The sequence below is a fragment of the Pseudomonas sp. XP2 genome (genome assembly GCF_053557975.1).
This window is the reverse complement of the sequence record NZ_JBNRIK010000032.1, coordinates 37592-50782: the sequence shown is the minus strand read 5'-3', so window position 1 is coordinate 50782 and position 13191 is coordinate 37592. Positions and strand designations below refer to the sequence as shown.

Genomic DNA, 13191 nt, shown 5'->3' with positions numbered 1-13191 from the left:
TGATGACTGGCCTCATCGTTCAGGATGGCAGCCCCCGATGGCCATTGCGGCTTTGAGGGCTGCCAGGTGAGTCAGGCCCTGCGGAAGGTTGCCCAGATAGTGTCCCGTCTGCGGATCGATCATCTCCGAGTAGATGCCTACACCGTGTGACAGCCCTTCCAAAGCATCTGCATAGGCGGCTTCGGCGCGCTCCTGGTTACCCAGAATGGCCCAGGCTTCGATTAACCAGAATGTGCAGGCTAAGAAGCAACCTTCCTCTTCCTGTGCATCGGTGTAGCGATAATGGAAAGCGCCGGCTCCCAGATCATGGTCAATGGTTTCCAGCGTGCTGCGTAGACGTTTCTTGCTGGGGTATTCGACCCGCATGAAAAACACAGGCATTGTCATTCGGCGCCACGTAGGGGCTTACCGTGTCGGCTTGGGTTCCGAAGTCGATAGCGATGTCTAAGTCGACCTTACCCTCGATACCTTCGATGCGTCTGCCAAGTTCGGCCCAAGGCAGGCGTCCAGCAGGGCCACTGTTCAAGGATTCCGTCAGCCGGGCACGACCCTGACTGGTAATGAAGATTGTCTCAAGGACGTTGCTGCCTGGCAGGTAGCGGCGCTCAGCAACGAAGGGCTCGCTAGGGGTAATGGAAAAGAAGCCTCCTGTTTCAGGGGCCAGCAGCTTGTCGAATAGGGGCGGTGAATCCATGTGCGGCACACACCACCAGTCGATGGAACCGTCCAGGCCAATCAGTGCCACGGAACGTCCATCGCCGAGTGCACCATACTGCTCCAGGGGCAACCATCCACCCTCATCTCGCTGAGGGGCACCCTGTTGAGCTTCTACCGGTTCTCTTTCCATCAGTATGCCTTCGAGATCACGTGTTCTGATTCCGACATGGCTATCTGGCGTCTGGTTCGTCTTATGTGAGCGCTGCGCAAATAGAGGGAATTTAGGATTGGCATGGATATCTCATGTAAAGCGAGACATAAGGGAGCTTCGTCCCTCGCATTTACCCTGCAGGGAACAAGAACAAAAGGGGGCTTACATGAGTTGTCTGATTTGCGCGGGGCAAGCTGACTCCGTCGAATGCACCGGTGACTGGGAAGAGCGACACTGCTCTCAATGCGGCTGTTACCGAATGTCCCAAGCGCTCATTCTGGTGATGATGGAAGAGGGTCAGATTTTTGATACCGAGCGCATGCGGGCCTGGCTGGTCTCTCGGCGCGAATTGATGCCCATCCCTACCATAGACCATAGCCAGGCGATATTGGCACTCTAAAAGGCCTGGCTCCAAGAGGTGGAGACTCGTGCCTTACTCGGCAGGAATGATCGAAATCTTTCCATTGCGTTCGACGATGGCGAACTTGACCTGCTCAATGTTCTCGATGCCTTGGCTGTCCCGCGCTGACTCAAGGATATCGTCCTCCGTGAGTCGTGCCCGACGCATGCGGTGATGCAGGAAGCGCCCATTTTCAACCACCAGGGTAGCGTGCCCATCCAAAAACCTGGCCAAGGGCTTGGAGTTCAGCTTCGCGAGTGAAAGGCCGACGTCCAGAACGATCAGTGTGGCAATCACCAGCATGGCATTGATGAATGAGAAGTCGTCACCCAGAAGCGCCTGCTGGGTGGCTTCCCCGATGATAAGCAGCAAGACGAAGTCAAAGGTCGTCAGGTCGGCCAGTGAGCGCCGCCCGGCTACGCGAAACAGCAGCATAAGGGCGACGTACATCCCGGCTGCGCGGAGGATCGAATCCATGACGCACTCCTAGGGGTAAAGGAATGTGGAGAAGTGAACGACGCTTTCAGGGCCAGCCCTGACGCTGCCCCCCAGCGTCCCCACGTGCTCACTTCGAAGGGTCAAGTACAAGGTGGCGATCCCATCTTGCTTAGTACCCAATTGGAACAGCATGGCCTGGCCATGCGACATCGACTGTTGTGGCTCCGGTTGCAACGTCTCAATACTGGCGTCCCGGAGCAATGATCCCTCGAGTTGCACCTCCACGGGCTGACCAGGGATACCCTGAACGGTGATGAAAATGCTGTCTGTCGTGCCGCTTCGACTGAGGCGCTGGTACTCAACCCGTACCCGTCCATCCTGGCTCACCACCTCCGCATCGCTCAATGGGCCATTACCGAACAGGCCTGCCAAGGCAAGCAATACGATGGCCACAAGCACGTACCACCCCACGCGCTCGAAGCGCCAAACACGCTGCTGCATCGGCATGTCTTCTTGAACAGGATGACGCCTGGATAGCAGTTCATCTTCCGACATGATCACACCCCTCAGGCGCGCTCACCGCGTAGCCAGCGCTGGTGATAGTGGGAAAGCCGGGTCAACCCGAACAGGGCACCTTGGCGCATGACCTCAGACCGCTCGCCGAAGAAACGTTGAGTGCGCGTGAAAACGGCAATTGGCTCGCCGGCGAAAGCCCACGCGAAGCACATCGTCCCCGGGGGTATCCCGGACTCTGGCGCCGGCCCGGCTACTCCGGTGGTGGCGATCACAACATTCGCATCGCTGTCTCTCAAGGCGCCCAAGGCCATTTCCCAAGCTACTGCTTCGCTGGTCAGGCCGTATCGTTCGATGGTTTCGGCGCTGACCCCCAGCAGGCGTTTCTTGGCGCTGGGTGAGTAGACGACGTAGCCGCTTTCCAGCACCTCTCCGGTACCCGGTACCGCCGCCAATAAAGCCACAAGGCAGCCTGCAGTGCACGATTCTGCTGTACTCAAAATCAGTTTGTTGTTTTTGAGATATCCAAGGGCGGCCAGTACAGGGTCGTTTTCCATTTCAGAGTCGACTCGCTTGTTTTGCGGTGGACGCGATGCTGGGGTATTTGGTTCATCGAATCTAACGCCCGGCTATCTCGAGGCGTGAACCTGACCTGAACTTTGCCTCGTACATTGGCTTCTTTTACTCAAAGGCACGGGTAGGAGAGCAAGATGAAGAAGGAGAGCGATAGGCAAAAGGCAGGTGCGCAGACGAAGCCGCATGGGGAAGAGGAGCGAGATAACGATGCTCATCGTCCGGATGGATCAACGGGGACAGACCACGACTCCACGGCGCAAAAAACGGCCCGTGATCACGATCAGCAAAAACGCTGAAACTGCCCACGAAAAGGGTTTGAGGCTCGCCAACTTGGCGAGCCTCTTTTCGCTAAAGGATCGGTTTACCGCCAGTCACTGCGTAACGTGAGCCACTGATGTAGCTGGCCTCGTCGGAGCCCAGCAGCACGTAGATCGGCGCGACCTCCACCGGTTGACCCGGGCGACCCATCGGGTAGCTGGAACCAAAGTTCTGGACGGCCTCGTCCGGCATGGTTGCCGGAATCAAAGGCGTCCAGATAGGGCCTGGCGCGACGCTGTTGACCCTGATGCCTTTCTTGGCTAGCAACTGAGCCAAGCCAGCAGTGAAGTTGGCAATGGCCCCCTTGGTCGTGGCATAGGCCAGCAGGCTGGGGGATGGATCGTCGGAATTGACCGAGCTCGTATTGATGATCGAGCTTCCCTTGGGCATGGAAGGCAGAGCCGCCTGGCAAATCCTAAAGATCGCGGTGATGTTGGTATCGAAGGTCTTCACCCATTCGTCATCGTCGATTTCTTCCAGGGTCTCGTGGGACATCTGGAACGCCGCGTTGTTGACCAGGATGTCGATACGCCCGAACTGGCTAACGGTCTTGTCGACGATGTCGTAGCAGTGCTTTTTCTGCGCCAGGTCTCCGGGCAACAGCAGGCATTGACGGCCCGCGGACTCAACCCAGCGCGCGGTTTCTTGGGCATCTTCATGCTCATTCAGATAAGCGATGGCGACATCGGCCCCTTCACGGGCATAGGCAATCGCTACTGCACGCCCGATGCCGCTGTCTGCTCCGGTGATGAGTGCAACCTTGCCTTCGAGTCGATTGTGGCCGGTATACGACTGCTCTCCACAATCCGGGTAGGGCTCCATCTTGCGCTGTGAGCCGGGGACATCTTGAGGCTGCGAAGGGAAGGGCGGGGTAGGGAAGTCTCGCATGGTAGAAGCTCCTGCAGTTGAGAACGTTCATACCGGTTCGAAAGGCCCTGCCTCCGCGTGTTGGTTTCAATCTGCGGTTGGTACGACGAGCGGTGCGGGATATGAATCCAATTGAATTCCATGCCCCGTCGCCTGTTCTACCGGACTCAGCTCCAGGCTCATCTCGTCGCTCGGAGCCCAATTCCCGGAGTAGCGAGTGCCTCGAATCATTACCCCAACGACCCCTGAGCATGAGATCAGCGAACACAATGCCAGGATGTTTGGCTCTCCCAAGGAGCGTCTGGATTTTTACCGGTGTGAGATCCAGTACGAAACCAGCATCCTGGCCAACCGCACGGATGCCTACCTGGCGGCGCAGTCATTCCTGGTTATCGCCTTCGTCTCTTCCATGGGCAACCTCAATCAAGGATGGGGCGAGATGTTCACCCTCATCGTGCCCGCGTTCCTCGCCTTGCTCGGGGTACTGAGCTCGCTCAACGCCTGGCCTGGCATCCGGGCGGCGTACAACATTATCGAACACTGGCAGCTCAAGCAGAGCCACTTGCTGCGCAGCGAGCCGTTGATGGGGTTGGCTTACGACGAATCGCCGCTGTTCTGCGAGGCGGAAACCTCGCGTACAGGGCATCGAAAGTCATTGTTGTTCTCGCTACGGACGCCGTGGATCTTTTTGGTGTTCTGGGTGCTATTGGGTAGCTACTCGGTGTACATCCAGCTGGCCTGAACGCGTTTGCGTGCAAACATGGAGGTAAGTTTTTGAAGACTGAGGCATTACTGACCGAGCTCCTCAACGCCCGAGGGCCGGGCGGACAAGAAGATGAAGTACGGGCCATTTGTCTGCGCGAGCTGCGCCTATTCTGTGATGACACGCACGTCGACCCTGCTGAGAATGTGGTGGGGGTGATTCGTGGGGGCCGCGCTTGTACCCCCGAGGCAGCCATACGCGTTATGGCCCACCTCGATGAGATCGCGATGATCGTCAAAAATGTGCTGGAGAACGGCACCCTGGAGGTGCTCGCTCTAGGGGGTTCGCAACCGATAAGCTTCGGCGTCTGCCCTGTCGATATCCTGGGCGATGAACACATCCTGCCGGGTGTTTTGTCCTACGGTTCAATGCACAACAGCGGTCGAACTTCGAATGGAAGAGACGTGCTGGCAGGTAATGTTCAGTGGAAAGATGTCTACATCGTCACGCGCAAGAGCAAGTCAGAGCTCCAGAAGCTGGGCGTTCGGCCTGGTACTCGAGTCGTGCTCAGTCAGCATTGGCGTAAGCCCTTCAAGGTACATGACTGTATTGCCGCTCACTTCCTCGACGACCGAGCTCCGCTGAGCGCTGTCATTCTCTGTGCGAAGCTGCTGAGTGAACGGCGAGAAAAGCTGAAGCAGGACGTTTGGTTCGTGCTTACGACGCTGGAGGAAGAGTCGAATGCCGGCGCCATGTACGCAGCTTCCCGGTTGCCCGGCGACACCACAATCGCGGTCGAGGTCGGCGCTGTACTTGAGGAGTATGGCACGGAGCTTTCGGCCAACCCGATCATCAATACCGGCGACCAGAAGGGATACTACGGCCGCACCGTGGTGCAGGGCCTGATCGCCGCTGGCCGAAAGGCCGGCTTTAAGCCCCAGTCGGCATTGCTCGTCGATTTTGCGTCGGATGCGAGCGCGGTGATGAGCGCCGGGATGGATGCCCGGGCTGGTTGCATTGCGATACCGACCGAGAATACCCATGGCTTCGAAATGGTGCTTCTGGAGGGGACTACAGCCTGCGCCGCAACACTGGTCGAATTCCTGCTGGATGCCCATCTGTCCGACATTTCAAGAACTGGCTGAACGCCATTGGAGTAGGGCGCCCTGAGCTTAGAACAGGCGAAGAAACCTTCGCCCTCGCCTTGGGAGTGTCCTATGCAAAAGTGCCATTGGGTAGCTGCGGTTTCGGTCTTGGGGATCTCGATAGCGCTGGCCGGGTGCGCACGCGATCCTGAAAAACGCTCGGTCTCCGAGATTGCTGTGAGTGGCACCAAAAGTCTTTTGCGCACGGATTCCGACATGCAGAAGCTGCTGAACAAGTTTGCCAGCTTCGATGCCAAGGCCATCGAGAAGACCACTCCACAGGAGGCCCGTCAGCAGCCGACCATGGCCGATGCTGTGAAGGGCGTGCTGGAAGATCAGAAACGCAGTTCGAGCCCCGAGTCATTGGTGCCCGGCGTCACCACGCGGGAAATCTCGATACCCAGCCCGTCAGGCTCCATGCCGGCCACGGTGTATACGCCGCCAGGCAATGGCCCTCACCCAGCGGTGCTGTTCTTCCACGGCGGCGGCTGGGTGATAGCAAATCGGAAAGTTTACGATGGCGGCGCACGCGGGTTGGCCAAGCAAGCCGATGCCGTGGTGGTATCGGTCGATTACCGTCTGGCGCCAGAGCACAAATTCCCCGCTGCGCATGACGATGCCCTGGCGGCTTACCGTTGGCTGGCGAGAAACGCCGCCTCCGTTGGCGGCGATCCAGAGCGCCTGGCATTGGCCGGCGAAAGCGCAGGCGGCAACCTCGCCGTCGCTACTGCAATGGGCGCCCGAGATGCTGGCCTGACAGCACCCAAACACGTGCTGTCGGTGTATCCGGTTGCGCAGTCGAGCACCGATACCGCTTCCTACCTCAAGTACGCCGATGCCATGCCGCTGAATCGTCCGATGATGCTGTGGTTCATCGGCCAGGTCACCAGCTCGCCTGCGGATGTCCAGGATCCACGTATCAACCTGGTCAAGGCTGACCTGCATGGCTTGCCCCCGGTGACCATCATCAACGCGGAAATCGATCCGCTGCGCGACGATGGAGCCCAGTTGGAACAGGCACTACGCACAGCCGGTGTGGCGGTAGATCGCAAAGTCTATGACGGCGTGACGCACGAGTTCTTCGGCACTGCCGCCGTAGTGAAGAAGGCCGAAGACGCCCAGGCTTATGCGGGTCAGCGCCTGAAAACTGACCTCGCCAAATAGAGCGCACGCATGCGTTAACGCCAATCAGTGCCCTTGAGGCAGCCGGAGAATCCTGATGAATAACCAACCGGATACACCCGTTGCAATTATGCCGCTGCGCTTCCAACCCTCTTTCGAGCAAATTCCGGATGACGAAGCCGAGACGAGCAGGGAGTTGGCTGAAACCCTGCGGCAGATCATGGAGACCACGTTCAAGGACAACGGCCACGCCAACCGCAGTGTCCATGCCAAGGGACACGGGTTGCTGCGCGGGAAAGTGACCATCCTTGATGCGTCCTCGATGGGCATCTTCTCGATGCCAGTGGCCAGCTGCACACGCAGTTCCCAGGTGCCGCCGCTCTGCCTGAAAAACGCCTCGACGGCATGGCGAAGCCCATCCGGATCGTCCTTCAGATCCACTTTGAGATCAGTCAACGCGGTCAGCGAGGTCGACACAGGAACAATGGCCAGCTTGGCGTAATAGGGGCCGTAGAGGATCGGCACCACGGTGGTGAAGGTCTCGCCCAGGATATGCGTCTGGGGATGGCCACCAAGGCTCTTCAGCGTAGCGCTTTCGCCGCCAACCGATTCGACCAGCGATTCCACTCCCCGCAGTGCAGCTGAGAGTGCCTTCTTCATACCAGGTGCCTTGTCCGTCGTCTTCGCGAGCATCTTCAGCGTTTTCAGGAACGCCTTGGGCGTTGCCGCGGTGAAGGCTTTGGCATTCTCGGTGACGAAGTCCTGGGTCACCTGCCCCTCACTGCCAGGTAGGCGGGAGCCTTCGACACCCACGATCTTGAGTGCCAAGCCCCTCGGGGTCGATACCTTGTCATCGAGCACATCCCCTGGGTTGGTGGAAAACCGCAGATAGGCCGGTAGCGTACCGGGCTTGGCAAAGGCACCTTGTGCCAGTTCCGTTGGCAGTCCTTCAGTGAAATGGTCGGAAGCGTTGAGCCCGTATGTGACGGTCGCCAGGGTAGAGGTCGAACCACAGGCAGCCTGGGATGATGAAAAGGTGCGCGCCATCGATGATGGTATGGCGTTCAGCCCCTGGCATGGGTTGGCTGTGCATCGTCCCCTCGGAGGCATCATGCGGGTGCGCAGGCCCTCATACGAAATGTCAGCGCAGTTTCGCGCTACGCACAATGGGTGCCCGATTCACGAACCGCGTTGAATTTACGCCGTTGGCATATTTCCCATCCATGAGCGATGTGCATGCCCCCTGGCGATCCGATGGAATTATCTCTTCTACGGCTTGCTCAATAGCGTATGAACTAGGGAGCGGATCTTGTGCCAGCACTTCAATTGTACGTAATCGAGTATGACCTGCACGGTGACCATCGGACGTTCATCATCCGCTTGGAAAAAATGGACAACGCCGTGGCTTGGCACTGGGCCAGTTGTGATGCCGGCGTTGGCATCATCCCAAGATTCAGTCAGCAGAAAATCAAGTTGGTCAGTCGACCGATGGCCGAGCGCTATGGCATCGCTCAGGTGAAGTGGCGGCTCGCCGGCGATGGCCCTGAATTCGTAGCGCAACCTATCGATGTCAAAAAATTCTCGGGGGTTGCTGAAGGTACTTGAAGCCCGGCGCCCCGATCCATCTGCTTTGAGGTATTGCCATGCAGCCGAAAACCGAAGGCTCCGAAAAAAAAGGGCCAAGCGATGTGCCCTTCATTAACGATCCGGAAAAGCCCACGTCGCCGCCACTCAATGACGCTGATGCAACGGAGGCAGCCGAGGCAGAGGAAGACATCCAGGATGACGGCAAATCCATTTAACCAAGAGGAGCACACGATGGACAATTACCACCTCAGCCCGACATCAGAAGGATGGGAATTGAAGAAAGCCGGTGCTGAACGCGCCTCCAAACGAGCGTCGACGAAGCACGAGCTCGTCAGCGCCCTTGCGGACTTCTTTGATGGCAAGACGGCGTCGGTGAAGATCCATAAAGCGGATGGCACTATCGAAGAGGAACGCACCTACCCACGATCTGCTGATCCGCGCCGTAGTAAAGGTTGAAGACTATAACTGCCTGTGACCTCGGCATCGAGGTCACGGATGCCCTTGGCGTGTTCAGATGGTTGCTGGCCAGTTTTCTCATGGGGAAGCGCATCCGCGCCACCGTAGCAGTGCAGGCGTACCGGATGCTTGTCGATCAGCAGGGCCTGGATACGCCGATTAAGCTTGCCCAGACTTCTCATTCCACACTGGTCAAACTCCTCGGCCAGGCCGGCTATGCGCGCTACGATGAATCCACTGCCCGACGACTGCATGATCTTGGCAACAAGGTAGAAGTGGAACTGGCTGCTCAACTTGAGGCACTGCAGGAAGAATCAAATGCTGAGGGATTTAAGCGCTGGCTACTGAGTTTCGAGGGCGTAGGCCCAAAGACCGTGGAGATTTTCATACGTGAAGGCTTGGCCCATTTGACGAAGTTGGAAGGCCATTGAGCATGGGTGGCCTTTAGCCCCCATCGACGCATGTCCGGATGAGTGAAACACTCGAAAATCTAACCATGGACTGGAGAAGGTGATGAAGCTCGACATCGAGGGTTTGTCGTTGTCAGGTAAGACGGTGATTGTGGTAGAAGACGATCCAACGCTTCAGACCCTACTGGTGGACATCCTGATCGAGCTGGGCGCTACCTGCGATGCGTTCGATAACTCCGAAGATGCCTTGATTCACTTGATGGGACTCAAGAGCGACTGCTCGTTGGTCATTGTCGACCATGGTGTTCCGGGAAGCATCAAAGGTATGGAGTTCATCTCCATGGCACACGAAAGGTGGCCTGGACTACCCGCTATTCTGACCTCGGGCTACCAGCTTGATGCTTCTCAGGTCACACCACCCGTTACCTACCTCTTCAAACCGTGGTCGATAGACGAGCTCGCTCAAGCTATTGGCCAGGCGCTACACTCTGCAAATGTACCTTCAACTCTCCCGCCGTCCGACCAACAAGGTCTCTAGCGCTGCAGGTTATCCCGAGCAGCATCGTCCGTCTGATGTTCAGCAGGCGCCTGATGGTGGGGATAACATTCGCTGCCCATCGCCTGATATTCCTTGCGAAGTTTATGGATTTCCCGGTTATCGAGCGCTTCGAGATCCAATACCGACTGCTCCGCAGATTTTGTAGCGCGGATGAGCTCGTCGAGCTTCACGTGGATGATGTCGTTATCCCGGTTCTGGGTGTTCTGGATCAGGAAAACCATCAGGAATGTGATGATGGTGGTCGACGTGTTGACGATAAGTTGCCAGGTATCGTTGTAATGAAACCAGGGCCCGGATGCAGCCCACATGGCAATCAACACCACGGCGATCAAGAAGGTGCTCGGCTTACCGGCGTGGTTGGCGAGCCATTGGCAGAACTGGGCGAATTTCATGACGTAATCTCCACTGCGATCTATAGGGTTTGACCGCAGCAGAGCGCTGAAATCTTTTTTTACATTTACCTCTGGTATTGGGTGAGCCCACTAAGCGCAGCTGAACGACGTGGCGTGCCGGAAAGTCAAAAAATACTCGGAAACCTTCCCTGGGCTTCTGCGGAAATGACCTTCACCGTCTGGTTCGCCATGCTGGGCGCAGTCTTGCTGCTGCTCGCACTCTCATCCTCCTACCTGCGCTGGATCCCTGTGACCTCGTCTGTAGTGTGCCTTGCCCTGGGCATCGGCCTGGGTACATCGGGGCTGGGTTTTCTTCAGCTGGACTTGAGCAAGTCGAGCGGGTGGATGGAGCACCTCACAGAGGTCGCGGTGTTGTTTTCGCTGTTCTTCAGTGGGTTGAAATTGCGCCTGCCTTTGCACAATCGCCGTTGGTGCAGCGCCTTTTTTCTAGCGGGGCCGGTGATGCTGATCTGCATCGGTGGGGTAACGCTGGTGCTGCATTACGGCCTGAACCTGGGGTGGGGCGTCTCGCTGCTGATCGGGGCCATCCTCGCACCCACTGACCCCGTGCTCGCAACCCTGGTGCAGGTGGTTGATGCCCAGGACGATGATATTGTCCGCTTCAGCTTGTCGGGTGAGGCAGGGCTCAACGACGGCGTGGCGTTTCCCTTCGTCATGCTCGGGCTGTTCCTGCAACAGGACAATGGCCAGGCCTGGTTCAGTGACTGGTTGCTCAAGGACATGCTGTGGGCAGTAACCGCAGGCCTGTTGCTTGGCTACTGGATGGGGCGCGGCCTGGGCAAGCTCACGCTGTTCTTGCGTCTGCGCAACGACGACAGCACCGTCTCGCCCAATGACTATCTGGCCCTTGCCCTCATTACGTTGGCATACGTGAGCGCCGAGTCGATACAGGCCTATGGGTTCCTTGCGGTGTTCGCTGCGGGCCTCGGTCTACGGCAGGCGGAGGTTCAGACCGCCAATAGCCCAGAAGAGCCGGCTGCTGAACATCTGGTACAGCCTGTGGTGGGTCACCAGCACGTTGCGCCGGAGCTGGCCGTAAAAGGCGACGTGAAAGGGCTCGATGACTCGCAGGTAGCAGCGGGGATCATGTTGGGTGACATGCTGGCTTTCGGTAGCCTGATCGAGCGGGCAATGGAAGTATTTCTGGTGACCATGCTCGGGGTAGTGCTCATTGAGCACTGGGACTGGCGGGCAGTGCTGGTTGCCGGCGCTTTGTTTTTTGTCATTCGCCCCATCAGCATCCTGCTGTTCCCGGCTCGAGGAATGCTGGATATCCGTCAGCGCGGGCTTTTAGGGTGGTTTGGCATCCGCGGTATCGGCAGCTTCTACTACCTGTTCTATGCCCTGAATCATGGGCTGCTTCCCCCCTTGGCCGCGCAGAGCGTCAACCTGGTGCTGTCCGTGGTGGCGTTGAGCATTCTGCTGCATGGGTTGAGCGTCCAGCCACTCCTTGCCAGATACGAAGCGTGGAAGGAGAGGGTCTCCTGATGGCCGTTCAGGAGAAAAGTGCCAGAGCAGCTAATGCCCTGGCACTGGATCACCGCCAGTTAGCGGTTTTCGCTACCGCGACCGCCGCCGTGGCTGTTTTGCCCGCCTTTACGGCCTGCCTCTGAGGCACGCTCACGGTCGTTGGCAAAATTGCCGCCTGAGCTCTGCCCGCCTTTGCGACCTGCCTCCGACGCCTTCTCGCGATCATTGGCAAAATTGCCAGGATTGTTCTGAGCAGTACCACCTTGATGGCCACGATTGGTTTGGTTATTAGCCATGATCTTTCACCTCATGTCGTCACACAGGAAAGTCTGTGTTCAACTCGGACGTCGCGTCGCGGGGTGTTTACTCCGTGAGTTTTGGCCGAGGCCGACGGGTTGCGCGAAAGAACCGGTGCAGGCGTGTGTGGCGTCCTTAAGCTTTGTTCGCGAACGTTTGGGTAACGATCAAGCTTGCATCCAGTCTGCAGACGCCGAGCTGTTAGCCCCGCCGGCGTTGTTGAGCTGAGAGCAGAGGAGTTACTGAAGCCGGGTTAGTGTTCACGGTTTAGCCAGGAACTCCGCACCTGGCGGCACCAATCGTCCTGCAAATTCGTAGTAGCCGCTCATTACGATGATGCGCGTCGGAGGTTTTTTGCTGGCTTGTAAACCAGGCGTTTGTACATCCGTTAGCAGCAGCGTCCAATCTTGCTTCCTCAACGCCTCATTGCCGTCATCGGCAGTTGTCAGCATGGCCACCTAGTCTTCTAGGTACAGGCTTAAAAGCTCTCGGATCATGGGTTCGTCCTCAACGACGAGGACACTGGGTGAAGAGGATGTAGATGCGTGATCCAGCTTTTACATGACAATACTCAAAATTCGCCTGCCTGAAGGGAAAGGACATCCAGGTCTTCTCGCTGGTCGCCAGCGAGACGTAGCAGTGCGCCATCAGTCTGACATCGCGGCTCTTCAAAAAATTGGAAGGCCGAGCGTGCCCATGTGAATTTAGTTGCGAGCCGCTGACACTGCTGTACTGAACCTCTGGGAGCAAGGGCGACTCAACCCTCCATCAGGGTGAGGTACTCAGATGCGAACGCTCGAGAAAAACCTGTCTGCTGCCCAATTGCTTAAGCTCAACTGTTTGGCGCTTTGGTATCGGGTGCTTGAAGACAAGGTATTGCGCATGGACTCGCCTGACGACTATCACGAGGAACTGCTTCGACAGGCTGATGAGATGGATCGGCGTGGGATTATTACCTGGCAGGAGTGGCGTGACCTTCGTATCGAGGCCGACGAAGCGTATCTGAGGGTAGTGGCGGGAGAGGACTATCATTGAAATTTTTTATTAAT

Annotated in this window: 20 protein-coding genes and 2 pseudogenes; 12 read left to right on the top strand and 10 right to left on the bottom strand. The window is 57.5% G+C overall.

Annotated features, from left to right (window positions below; all coding sequences use genetic code 11):
- Nucleotides 1-12: 12 nt before the first annotated feature.
- From ACK1VC_RS25545 to ACK1VC_RS25525, 5 genes are all read right to left on the bottom strand, one after another.
- Nucleotides 13-366 carry a hypothetical protein gene (locus ACK1VC_RS25545; RefSeq protein ID WP_449118095.1) on the bottom strand — a complete coding sequence of 118 codons (354 nt, stop codon included), beginning with the start codon at nucleotides 364-366 and terminating at the stop codon, nucleotides 13-15.
- Nucleotides 311-745 carry a trehalase-like domain-containing protein gene (locus tag ACK1VC_RS25540; protein ID WP_449118094.1) on the bottom strand — a complete coding sequence of 145 codons (435 nt, stop codon included), beginning with the start codon at nucleotides 743-745 and terminating at the stop codon, nucleotides 311-313. The genes ACK1VC_RS25545 and ACK1VC_RS25540 overlap by 56 nt, the downstream gene beginning before the upstream one ends.
- A gap of 556 nt (nucleotides 746-1301) precedes the next feature.
- Complete coding sequence (locus ACK1VC_RS25535; RefSeq protein WP_449118093.1) at nucleotides 1302-1745, bottom strand: DUF421 domain-containing protein; 444 nt, start codon at nucleotides 1743-1745, stop codon at nucleotides 1302-1304.
- A gap of 9 nt (nucleotides 1746-1754) precedes the next feature.
- Entirely contained in the window at nucleotides 1755-2261 is a 507-nt protein-coding gene (locus ACK1VC_RS25530) for a hypothetical protein (RefSeq protein ID WP_232858859.1), read from the bottom strand.
- An 11-nt stretch (nucleotides 2262-2272) separates the two neighbouring features.
- On the bottom strand, nucleotides 2273-2776 hold the full coding sequence (locus tag ACK1VC_RS25525) for a CinA family protein (RefSeq protein ID WP_084966253.1): 504 nt from the start codon (nucleotides 2774-2776) through the stop codon (nucleotides 2273-2275).
- A 153-nt stretch (nucleotides 2777-2929) separates the two neighbouring features.
- Here ACK1VC_RS25525 and ACK1VC_RS25520 point away from each other — a divergent pair, with 153 nt between their 5' ends.
- Nucleotides 2930-3091, top strand: coding sequence for a hypothetical protein (locus ACK1VC_RS25520; protein ID WP_012272624.1), 162 nt, complete (start codon nucleotides 2930-2932; stop codon nucleotides 3089-3091).
- Nucleotides 3092-3143: 52 nt separating this feature from the next.
- Here the strand turns inward: ACK1VC_RS25520 and ACK1VC_RS25515 are convergent, their stop codons facing one another.
- Nucleotides 3144-4001 (bottom strand): SDR family oxidoreductase, encoded by an 858-nt coding sequence (locus ACK1VC_RS25515; RefSeq protein WP_232858861.1) that lies wholly within the window; start codon nucleotides 3999-4001, stop codon nucleotides 3144-3146.
- 196 nt (nucleotides 4002-4197) lie between these two features.
- On the opposite strand from ACK1VC_RS25515, the gene ACK1VC_RS25510 reads away from it, so the two are divergent.
- From ACK1VC_RS25510 to ACK1VC_RS25500, 3 genes are all read left to right on the top strand, one after another.
- A complete protein-coding gene (locus ACK1VC_RS25510; protein ID WP_232858863.1) occupies nucleotides 4198-4722 on the top strand; it encodes a hypothetical protein in 525 nt (174 codons plus the stop codon).
- A gap of 32 nt (nucleotides 4723-4754) precedes the next feature.
- On the top strand, nucleotides 4755-5828 hold the full coding sequence (locus tag ACK1VC_RS25505; protein ID WP_449118092.1) for a M42 family peptidase: 1074 nt from the start codon (nucleotides 4755-4757) through the stop codon (nucleotides 5826-5828).
- A gap of 216 nt (nucleotides 5829-6044) precedes the next feature.
- Nucleotides 6045-6992: an alpha/beta hydrolase gene (locus ACK1VC_RS25500; protein WP_449118091.1), complete on the top strand. Its 948-nt coding sequence runs from the start codon at nucleotides 6045-6047 to the stop codon at nucleotides 6990-6992.
- Nucleotides 6993-7016: 24 nt separating this feature from the next.
- Here the strand turns inward: ACK1VC_RS25500 and ACK1VC_RS25495 are convergent.
- Nucleotides 7017-7895: pseudogene (locus ACK1VC_RS25495) on the bottom strand (hypothetical protein); the annotation flags it as partial.
- A gap of 4 nt (nucleotides 7896-7899) precedes the next feature.
- Here ACK1VC_RS25495 and ACK1VC_RS25490 point away from each other — a divergent pair.
- The 6 genes and pseudogenes from ACK1VC_RS25490 to ACK1VC_RS25465 form a co-directional block, all read left to right on the top strand.
- Nucleotides 7900-8145: pseudogene (locus ACK1VC_RS25490) on the top strand (catalase); the annotation flags it as partial.
- A gap of 116 nt (nucleotides 8146-8261) precedes the next feature.
- On the top strand, nucleotides 8262-8555 hold the full coding sequence (locus tag ACK1VC_RS25485) for a DUF6555 family protein (RefSeq protein WP_232858872.1): 294 nt from the start codon (nucleotides 8262-8264) through the stop codon (nucleotides 8553-8555).
- Nucleotides 8556-8593: 38 nt separating this feature from the next.
- A complete protein-coding gene (locus ACK1VC_RS25480; RefSeq protein WP_232858873.1) occupies nucleotides 8594-8752 on the top strand; it encodes a hypothetical protein in 159 nt (52 codons plus the stop codon).
- Between the two features lie 16 nt (nucleotides 8753-8768).
- Complete coding sequence (locus ACK1VC_RS25475; protein WP_154211841.1) at nucleotides 8769-8993, top strand: DUF2188 domain-containing protein; 225 nt, start codon at nucleotides 8769-8771, stop codon at nucleotides 8991-8993.
- On the top strand, nucleotides 8990-9424 hold the full coding sequence (locus tag ACK1VC_RS25470) for a DNA methylase (RefSeq protein WP_449118090.1): 435 nt from the start codon (nucleotides 8990-8992) through the stop codon (nucleotides 9422-9424). The genes ACK1VC_RS25475 and ACK1VC_RS25470 overlap by 4 nt, the downstream gene beginning before the upstream one ends.
- A gap of 82 nt (nucleotides 9425-9506) precedes the next feature.
- Nucleotides 9507-9941 carry a response regulator gene (locus tag ACK1VC_RS25465; protein WP_232858876.1) on the top strand — a complete coding sequence of 145 codons (435 nt, stop codon included), beginning with the start codon at nucleotides 9507-9509 and terminating at the stop codon, nucleotides 9939-9941.
- Here ACK1VC_RS25465 and ACK1VC_RS25460 read toward each other — a convergent pair.
- A complete protein-coding gene (locus ACK1VC_RS25460) occupies nucleotides 9938-10354 on the bottom strand; it encodes a low affinity iron permease family protein (protein WP_449118089.1) in 417 nt (138 codons plus the stop codon). The two genes, ACK1VC_RS25465 and ACK1VC_RS25460, sit on opposite strands and share 4 nt — an antisense overlap.
- 165 nt (nucleotides 10355-10519) lie before the next feature.
- Between ACK1VC_RS25460 and ACK1VC_RS25455 the strand changes: the two genes are divergently transcribed.
- Nucleotides 10520-11863: a cation:proton antiporter gene (locus tag ACK1VC_RS25455; RefSeq protein WP_449118088.1), complete on the top strand. Its 1344-nt coding sequence runs from the start codon at nucleotides 10520-10522 to the stop codon at nucleotides 11861-11863.
- 59 nt (nucleotides 11864-11922) lie between these two features.
- Here ACK1VC_RS25455 and ACK1VC_RS25450 read toward each other — a convergent pair whose 3' ends face one another.
- Both ACK1VC_RS25450 and ACK1VC_RS25445 read right to left on the bottom strand, forming a co-directional pair.
- Entirely contained in the window at nucleotides 11923-12141 is a 219-nt protein-coding gene (locus ACK1VC_RS25450; protein WP_004573951.1) for a con-10 family general stress protein, read from the bottom strand.
- 261 nt (nucleotides 12142-12402) lie between these two features.
- A complete protein-coding gene (locus tag ACK1VC_RS25445; protein WP_232858924.1) occupies nucleotides 12403-12594 on the bottom strand; it encodes a hypothetical protein in 192 nt (63 codons plus the stop codon).
- A 334-nt stretch (nucleotides 12595-12928) separates the two neighbouring features.
- Between ACK1VC_RS25445 and ACK1VC_RS25440 the strand changes: the two genes are divergently transcribed.
- Nucleotides 12929-13177, top strand: a complete 249-nt coding sequence (locus ACK1VC_RS25440) for a hypothetical protein (RefSeq protein WP_049275154.1) — start codon at nucleotides 12929-12931, stop codon at nucleotides 13175-13177.
- Nucleotides 13178-13191 lie beyond the last annotated feature (14 nt).

Bases quoted from the DNA above. Each gene is read 5' to 3' on its own strand.
- ACK1VC_RS25515 (WP_232858861.1), bottom strand. From the start codon at position 4,001: ATGCGAGACTTCCCTACCCCGCCCTTCCCTTCGCAGCCTCAAGATGTC.
- ACK1VC_RS25480 (WP_232858873.1), top strand. From the start codon at position 8,594: ATGCAGCCGAAAACCGAAGGCTCCGAAAAAAAAGGGCCAAGCGATGTG.
- ACK1VC_RS25465 (WP_232858876.1), top strand. From the start codon at position 9,507: ATGAAGCTCGACATCGAGGGTTTGTCGTTGTCAGGTAAGACGGTGATT.
- ACK1VC_RS25500 (WP_449118091.1), top strand. From the start codon at position 6,045: ATGCAGAAGCTGCTGAACAAGTTTGCCAGCTTCGATGCCAAGGCCATC.
- ACK1VC_RS25530 (WP_232858859.1), bottom strand. From the start codon at position 2,261: ATGTCGGAAGATGAACTGCTATCCAGGCGTCATCCTGTTCAAGAAGAC.
- ACK1VC_RS25545 (WP_449118095.1), bottom strand. From the start codon at position 366: ATGCGGGTCGAATACCCCAGCAAGAAACGTCTACGCAGCACGCTGGAA.
- ACK1VC_RS25445 (WP_232858924.1), bottom strand. From the start codon at position 12,594: ATGCTGACAACTGCCGATGACGGCAATGAGGCGTTGAGGAAGCAAGAT.
- ACK1VC_RS25455 (WP_449118088.1), top strand. From the start codon at position 10,520: ATGACCTTCACCGTCTGGTTCGCCATGCTGGGCGCAGTCTTGCTGCTG.
- ACK1VC_RS25460 (WP_449118089.1), bottom strand. From the start codon at position 10,354: ATGAAATTCGCCCAGTTCTGCCAATGGCTCGCCAACCACGCCGGTAAG.
- ACK1VC_RS25440 (WP_049275154.1), top strand. From the start codon at position 12,929: ATGCGAACGCTCGAGAAAAACCTGTCTGCTGCCCAATTGCTTAAGCTC.
- ACK1VC_RS25525 (WP_084966253.1), bottom strand. From the start codon at position 2,776: ATGGAAAACGACCCTGTACTGGCCGCCCTTGGATATCTCAAAAACAAC.
- ACK1VC_RS25520 (WP_012272624.1), top strand. From the start codon at position 2,930: ATGAAGAAGGAGAGCGATAGGCAAAAGGCAGGTGCGCAGACGAAGCCG.
- ACK1VC_RS25535 (WP_449118093.1), bottom strand. From the start codon at position 1,745: ATGGATTCGATCCTCCGCGCAGCCGGGATGTACGTCGCCCTTATGCTG.
- ACK1VC_RS25450 (WP_004573951.1), bottom strand. From the start codon at position 12,141: ATGGCTAATAACCAAACCAATCGTGGCCATCAAGGTGGTACTGCTCAG.
- ACK1VC_RS25475 (WP_154211841.1), top strand. From the start codon at position 8,769: ATGGACAATTACCACCTCAGCCCGACATCAGAAGGATGGGAATTGAAG.